The organism is Methylophaga sp. UBA5088 (genome assembly GCF_002414625.1).
Taxonomy (GTDB): Bacteria; Pseudomonadota; Gammaproteobacteria; order Nitrosococcales; family Methylophagaceae; genus Methylophaga; species Methylophaga marina.
This window is the reverse complement of record NZ_DIAC01000036.1, coordinates 25632-32973: the sequence shown is the minus strand read 5'-3', so window position 1 is coordinate 32973 and position 7342 is coordinate 25632. Positions and strand designations below refer to the sequence as shown.

The 7342-nt window shown below is 42.4% G+C and carries 9 protein-coding genes; all 9 read right to left on the bottom strand.

Translation table 11 applies throughout. From position 1 onward, the window contains the following. Window positions 1–1789: TonB-dependent receptor (locus tag B4K20_RS05075; protein ID WP_289282107.1), on the bottom strand; the 1789-nt coding region annotated here is incomplete at its 3' end. 10 nt (window positions 1790–1799) lie between these two features. Beyond that, window positions 1800–2501 (bottom strand): ABC transporter ATP-binding protein, encoded by a 702-nt coding sequence (locus tag B4K20_RS05070; RefSeq protein WP_289282106.1) that lies wholly within the window; start codon window positions 2499–2501, stop codon window positions 1800–1802. A 103-nt stretch (window positions 2502–2604) separates the two neighbouring features. Further along, a complete protein-coding gene (locus B4K20_RS05065) occupies window positions 2605–3057 on the bottom strand; it encodes a Fur family transcriptional regulator (protein WP_286304365.1) in 453 nt (150 codons plus the stop codon). A gap of 128 nt (window positions 3058–3185) precedes the next feature. After that, on the bottom strand, window positions 3186–3842 hold the full coding sequence (locus B4K20_RS05060) for a DUF1826 domain-containing protein (RefSeq protein WP_286304364.1): 657 nt from the start codon (window positions 3840–3842) through the stop codon (window positions 3186–3188). Beyond that, complete coding sequence (zigA, locus tag B4K20_RS05055; protein WP_289282105.1) at window positions 3839–5047, bottom strand: zinc metallochaperone GTPase ZigA; 1209 nt, start codon at window positions 5045–5047, stop codon at window positions 3839–3841. Before zigA ends, B4K20_RS05060 begins: the two co-directional genes overlap by 4 nt. After that, a complete protein-coding gene (locus B4K20_RS05050) occupies window positions 5031–5435 on the bottom strand; it encodes a TraR/DksA C4-type zinc finger protein (protein ID WP_289282104.1) in 405 nt (134 codons plus the stop codon). The genes zigA and B4K20_RS05050 overlap by 17 nt, the downstream gene beginning before the upstream one ends. Further along, window positions 5428–5805: a MerC domain-containing protein gene (locus B4K20_RS05045; RefSeq protein WP_289282103.1), complete on the bottom strand. Its 378-nt coding sequence runs from the start codon at window positions 5803–5805 to the stop codon at window positions 5428–5430. Before B4K20_RS05045 ends, B4K20_RS05050 begins: the two co-directional genes overlap by 8 nt. Window positions 5806–5919: 114 nt before the next feature. After that, on the bottom strand, window positions 5920–6390 hold the full coding sequence (gene greB / locus B4K20_RS05040) for a transcription elongation factor GreB (RefSeq protein WP_289282102.1): 471 nt from the start codon (window positions 6388–6390) through the stop codon (window positions 5920–5922). Window positions 6391–6476: 86 nt separating this feature from the next. Further along, a partial coding sequence (locus B4K20_RS05035; protein WP_289282101.1) for a malate dehydrogenase occupies window positions 6477–7342 on the bottom strand: 866 nt, incomplete at its 5' end.

The following is a 7342-nucleotide window of genomic DNA, read 5'->3' as shown; positions in this document are numbered from 1 at the left end:
ACTTACCGTACTTGCCTCCATCATTGGCTTCATTTACATAAGCGCTAGCCTGAGCATCATAATGCACTCGCCAAGTAACGGCTGGGGTCACTTGATAACTCACTCCCATCGAGGCAGTGTAAGAAGGAATACTACGTAATTCATTCCCCTTATTCTCACCTTCTGTACGAATCTCAGAATCCGCAGTAGTAAAATTACCCCAAAGCGTGACGAGGTCAGTTACTCCCCAATTAAAGCCAAAGTCCAGACCTTTTCGCATGGTTTCACCAACATTTTGTGAGGTATTGTCAATGGTGACATATTCATCACTGGCTTTCTGTTGCCAATACGATAAACGTAATTCCAGACTATCGAGTGCCAACCACTTAGTGCCCACTTCCCAGCCATCATTCAACGAAACATCACGCTCCGAGCGATCACCTGCGGTATAGGCTGCTGCACTCGTTGGCGTTTGGAAACTTCTGCCATAGTTTGCAAATACGGTAACGCTGTCTGATGGGTAAAAGAACAAGTTTAATTTTGGCTGCATGATGGTGCCAAAATCATAAATATCTCTCTTCGTACCGGCAAATTTACCATCACCAGTAAATCTGTCTGCTCGAATTGCCACATTCCAGGCAAACCAATCTAATGGTGTATTGGCTAGCTCTAAATAACTACCATAGTTGATAAAATCGAACTCATAATCTCTGAGTACATTTGAGTTATCACGTTGCCGAGCGTTATTAACTGTGCCAAATCGTTGCTCGATGACCTTCTGTTTCTCTACATTCACTCCCCAGTTCAGTGTCCAATCACGGTTTAACTGCCAGTTAAGAGAAGAAATAACGCCATAATGATCTTGATCATCATAACGATTTTGTAAGGAGTTACCTGCAGTAAATCTGACCCAACGCTCTCTTTCATAATGATTAAAGTAGGACTTTAACGACCAGTCCACACTATCGGAAAAAGCATGGTCAAAGTGCAAACTATAGGATTGTGTGTTTTTATCACCACCATCTTGTCTGGCATAGCTTGCTGAGCGAGTTGGGTGTTTTCTAGCCTCTTCTTGCGTTAAGTAGCCTGGGGCATCGGCATCATAGTCTGACGCACGAACAATCAAGCCTAAGGAGGTATCATCTGAAAAATCATAAAACCAACGACCAGAGACAGAATATTTATCCAGCTCAAAATTATCACGATAACCATCAGATTGACGGTAACCAAAGAAATAATTATGTCTCAACTTTCCGGTTTGTTCTCCCGCATAGGCTTGTACTTCACGCGCGTTATAACTGCCTGCAGTAACTTGTACTTCACGCCCTAAATCTGAACGTGTTTCGATGTTGTAATTACCAGCAACATTCAACAAACCATAACGTGGATCACTGGTGCCTTTGAAGACGGTGATATTACTGATATCTCCAGGAAATAACTGATCCATTTCACTGTAACCATTGTGTAAATTGGTAGGGATACCATCAATCAGTAACTTAGCATGTGGTGATGAACCTTCAGCAGCAAATCCACGTATACCGATATCGGTATTAATAATGCCTTGGTTATAACGAGCAAAATAAACGCCGGGGACTTTGGTGAATAATTCCATCGTGTTATTGATGTGACTTTGAGCCAATTCCTCACGTGAAATACTATCGACAGACCCTGCTAAATTCGTATCGCTATAATCTGGCGCATCGCCCACCACAATCATGGGAGAAATTGTTGCCGATGAGCTCTCATCAGCCAAGACTCCGACAGGAAATAATGCTGATAAGACGAGGCTGGTTATAAGGTTTTTTTTCACAGTAAAACCTTTAAGCTGAAAATTGGTTGAAATAGTGTTCTGTTAGATCAGGTAACGTCAGTTGTTCGTTTTTTATGAATTGTTTTAACTGCCCCTGACTCATAATGCCGATGTGATCAGATAGCTGATGTGCACAGAGCAAGTCATGCGTCACAATCAATACCGCTGTGCCCCGTTCTTTAATGGTGTTAACCACATCGATAAACTCTTGTGTTGCGACAGGATCAAGGCCTGAAGTGGGTTCGTCCATCAACACCAGTTTGGCGTGCTTGAGTAAAGCAAAGGCAATAGCCACTTTTTGGCGCATGCCTTTAGAGAAGCTGCCAACTTTGCGATCAAGTTGATTTTCTGTGATGCCAGTTCTGATTAGAACATCTTTAATCTCACCATCACTGACACGCATTTTGGCGAGTTCAGCTAGATAGGCGATATTTTCTATTGCAGTGAAATTAGGATAGAGATGCACATTTTCTGGGATATACATCATCTGTTCGCGGCAAGCCGATCGCTGGTGATACATATCCAGTCCATCTAAAACAGCACTACCAGAATCAGGTTTAATAAAACCCAGTAACATATTGAGTGTAGTTGTTTTTCCTGCACCGTTTGCTCCAAGAAGACATAGAATTTCACCTGAAGCGACAGTAAAATTTAAATCATTAACCGCATGATTTTTTCCATAAAACTTGTTTAAATTACTGACTTCTAGCATGTCTAATTCGGTTCCTCGAGGTAGTTTTTAATGAGAATCAATCGTAAAATAGTGATGTATCATATCATTATGTACACCAAATAAAACCCAGTCTTTCTGGGTTTTATTTGGTTTGGCAGTTTTCACACAAGCCGTGAAGTTCTAACTGTGGGCTATTAAGCTGGAAATGATTCTGTTGAATGCTTTTTTCCAAGGCTTCTATCAGCTTGGTATCAATACCCACTTCACTCACGGATTGGCAATTGTCACAAATCAGAAACTGCGGTGTTTCGTGTTTGTGATTACACGTGATGTGTGAGCAGGCCAGAAACTTATTCGTTGAAGCCAACTTATGCACTAAGCCTTGCTCAATAAGAAATTCCAGCATTCTGTACACTGACATAGCTGGTATTTTTTCACCCATTTTACGTTGATACAAATCAGCAAGTTCATAGGCTGACTGTGGCTGAGCGTTTTCTAGTAAAAGCTCCAGGACCACCTTACGCTTGGGTGTTAGCTTGCCTCCATGTTCAATACAACTTTTTTCGGCTTGATTAATTGCTTTTTTTGTATCCATATCGTCACTTTGGAGAGTAAGGTTCATCACTCGCTATCATCATTGATGAGCGACTAATGATAACGGAATTTTAACAGTTAACCCATCCACTCTGTAATGCACCATATAAAATCACTAGTATTCCTCGCTCAGGCAAAGTCTATACCGAGCAGTAAACGTGGTGAAAGGGCCGAAGCCGATGGCGATCGATGCACCAGTGCTGGCAATGATGAGTTCGGCCATGCCTGCCCTTTCATCAATAAAACATCACCAGGAGAAGCCTGTTGAATCGCTTCTTCGTTGATATATATGCCCGACGTTTCATCTGGCAGACCATTGGCTCCAGCACCCAGCTTCGTTCTGTCAACATTATCTTCAGTTAACCACTGCGTGGTATTTCCTGCATAAGTGGATACCAAACGACACATTAATTTATCAACATGAAAGCGTGGACACATTGTTTTATTCAATAACTCCAGTCGCAAGCCTACATGACTCAAATCAAATAAGTCTGCAAAGATTTCCGCTATGGAGGCGATGTCATTTTCTAAAGCAGTGTATGCCTGCTGCTTTAAAGAGCCTCTCAACCATTCATGAACTTCAGAGGGTTTAAGTACCGCTCGGAATGCAAAGCTGGTGTGGGTATTGAGTAAAGCGGACACATCTTCTGTTATGGCCGCATTCAGTTGTCTTTGCCAAACAACCAGATTCACGAACTGATCATAAATATCTGCTAAATCAATGGTATCTGATGCATACTTGATGTGATTAATTGATTCGGTTTTGTTGATTGCTAATGCTGTCATTGTGATTGCCATGAAGGAAAAGGATCAGGTAATGTCTGCCATAGAGCTTTGCCTGCGAGCAGTTCCTCATCTGTTAATAAGCAGGCATCAAGCTGCTCTTTAACTTGTGACTCATTCAGGTTCTGGCCAATAAAGACTAACTCCTGACGCATGTCACCAAATGGTTCTTGCCAATGTTCCATGATGACTTCTCTAGACTCTTCATCTTCAGGCCAGCGATCTTCTGGCACGGCTTTCCAAAACATGCCAGCAAAACCGTGATGAGCAATACCACCAGCTTGACTCCAGTGACCTGCAAATTGTGGACGGCTGGCTAACCAGAAATAGCCTTTGGAACGAATCAACTTACCGTCAGGCCAATCCTGATGCAAAAACAGATAAAACTTCTCAGGATGAAATGGCTTACGTGCAACATATGAAAAACTACTGATGCCATACTCTTCGGTTTCAGGTACGTGCTCACCCCTGGCCTCTTTTAACCAGCCTGGTGCTTGTGAGGCTTTCTCAAAATCAAACTTATGCGTAGCCAAGACTTTGTCCAGCGACACTTTTCCGTGCTGTAAGGGAATGATATCTGCTTGTGTGTTCAGACTTCTCAATATGGAAGTTAACTCTTCCAGATCCTCTTTTTTGCATAAGTCAGTCTTGCTAACAAGAATGACATCACAAAACTCAACCTGCTCAATCAGCAGATCGGCCACACTGCGCATATCTTCCTCACCGAGATGCTTACCTTTATCTTGAAGAAGTTCAGCTTCACGAAAATCTTTCAAAAAGTTGATAGCATCGACCACCGTGACCATGGTATCGAGACGAGCTATGGTAGAGAGACTATCACCCTCTTCATCCGCAAACGTGAATGTTTCTGCTACGGGTAAGGGTTCTGAAATGCCAGTTGATTCAATCACGAGATAATCAAAACGGCCTTCATCTGCCAGACGTTTGACTTCAATCAACAAATCTTCACGTAAAGTACAGCAGATGCAGCCGTTACTCATTTCCATCAGCTTTTCTTCAGCACGATTGAAATCAACTTCATTGTTAAGCTGTTGTGCATCAATATTGATTTCACTCATATCATTCACAATAACCGCCACTTTTCTACCTTCACGATTATTCAGAATGTGGTTGAGTACGGTCGTTTTACCTGCCCCTAAAAAACCAGATAAAACAGTTACCGGCAGTCGATTATCGTTTGTCTTCATAACGTCGTTCTCTTTTTTCATTTATGTTCTTGATATCCGTGCTGTATTCCGCTGTGGGCCTAATCAGTAAGCGTTTTATACCAATAGGATCACCGCTTTCCAGACAATAGCCATACTCTCCTTGACGTATTCGCTGCCGGGCTTTATCAATTTTAGGAATAAGCTGACGTTTACGGTCTGCCAGTCTTAATGCTATCTGCGCCTCTTCTTCGAGTGTGGCTCTATCAGACACATCGCTGACTCTGCCATAGTTGATGTCTTGCTTTGACGCTTCAATTTCGTCTAGTGTCTCTTGTCGTAATTGAAGCAATCTGGCATCAAAGAAAGCTAATTGTTCTTCATTCATATAGTCATCTTCTGACATGGCCATTAGTGCTTTCTCATCCATTGCTAGGCTCCATCATCTGCACGTTTTTTGTAGTTAATTGGCGATTCCAGAAGTGCCCACTCATAATGAAAAGTGCTGCCGGGACGGTGATCCAAAACTCATAATATTCTGGTAAGAAAAATGTTGAAACTAAGGCGCTAATGCCCAAGCTCACTAAGATCATGGGTAAATAACTACCGTGTTGTATATATGAAAATGGCAAACTCAACAGCGCTAAAATGATGACGGGGATCAACAACAATAAATGCACCCACGGTGATTCAAATGAGCTGCTTGCAGCGCCAAATAAAGCCAAACTAATGATTATCGGTGTCGCTAAGCAGTGCACCAGACAAAGCCCTGAACAGGCGATAGCGATATTATCTTTCATCTCAACCTCACAATTAATGATATATCGTATCATATTGCCAATGATTGAATGATGCAAGAAAAAACAAAAACCTGAAATAACGGATACTAGATGCAGATAAAAAAACAGCAGATATTAGGAATAACGGATAGCCAAGACAAAGTAGACTTTTTTCTGACCTGCGACCTCTATCACGACTTCATCATCCAGCGTTTTACCCAATAACTGACGAGCTAATGGCGAGTCGATACTGATATAACCTTTTGAGGCATCAATCTCATCGGGCCCGACAATGCGATATTCTTTTTCATCACCGGCCTCTGTCTCGACCGTTACCCAGGCGGCAAAAAAAATCTGTGACTGATTATCCGGTGCTTGATCCACGACTTTTAAATCAGGCAGCCTTTTTTGCAGGTAACGAATACGGCGATCGATCTCACGTAATTCTTTTTTACGATAGATATATTCTGCATTTTCAGAGCGGTCCCCTTCTGCTGCTGCGGCAGACAATGCTTTAACCACATCACGACGCCGAGCCCAACGTTCCGTGAGTTCTTGATTAAGCAAAGCATAACCTTCTGCAGTGACATAGGGAGAAGAAGCCATATTTGGTCTCGAATTAAAAACAGCGAATTCTATCAGTATTTATCAGGCTTAATCAGCCTAGAGTGAGTGGCTTGTAATATCCAGCATCAATAACCTAAAAGGTTCACCACGTCTTTTACACTTTCGACTGAGTGCTGCAGTTTCATTTTTTCTTTATCAGTCAAATTGAGTTCGACAATGGCCTCTACTCCATTTTTACCTAAGATAGCAGGTAGCCCGATAAATAAATCGTTATAGCCATACTCCCCATGGGTTAACACTGCACTGGGAATCAATCTTCGCTGATCACGAAGTATTGATTCCACTGTTAATGCTGTCGCTGCGGCCGGCGCGTAGTAACTGCTATAACCGAGTAAATTCACAATCTCACCTCCACCATGGGCGGTTCTGTGAATGATCTGCTCCAGCCGGTCTTCATGAATTAATTCTAAAATGGGTATACCTGAAATCGTAGTGTGAGTTGGTAGTGGCACCATTGCATCACCATGCCCACCGATAACCATGCCATTGACATCTTTCACACTGACACCTAATTCCATTGCGATAAAGGTTTTGTAGCGTGTGGTATCTAAAGCACCAGCCTGTCCAATAATGCGTTCACTAGGAAATCCAGTGATCTGTTTCACGACATGACACATCGCTTCAATCGGATTGGTCACCATAATCACAATAGCGTCAGGAGCGAGGTTTTTAATATGTGCTGAAGCCTGCTCAATGACAGCTTGGTTAATTTTGATAAGTTCGTCACGACCTGGATATTTGCCCGTCTGCGGATTTTTGCGACGGGGCACACCTGCTGACACTACAACAATATCGGCATCAGCAATAATGTCAGGATTATCACTCCCTAAGATAGAGCAATCAAACCCCGCTGCAGGCCCTGCTTGCATTAAATCTAAAGCTTTACCTTCTGCCAGACTCTCATTGATATCAAATAAAACAATATCGCCTA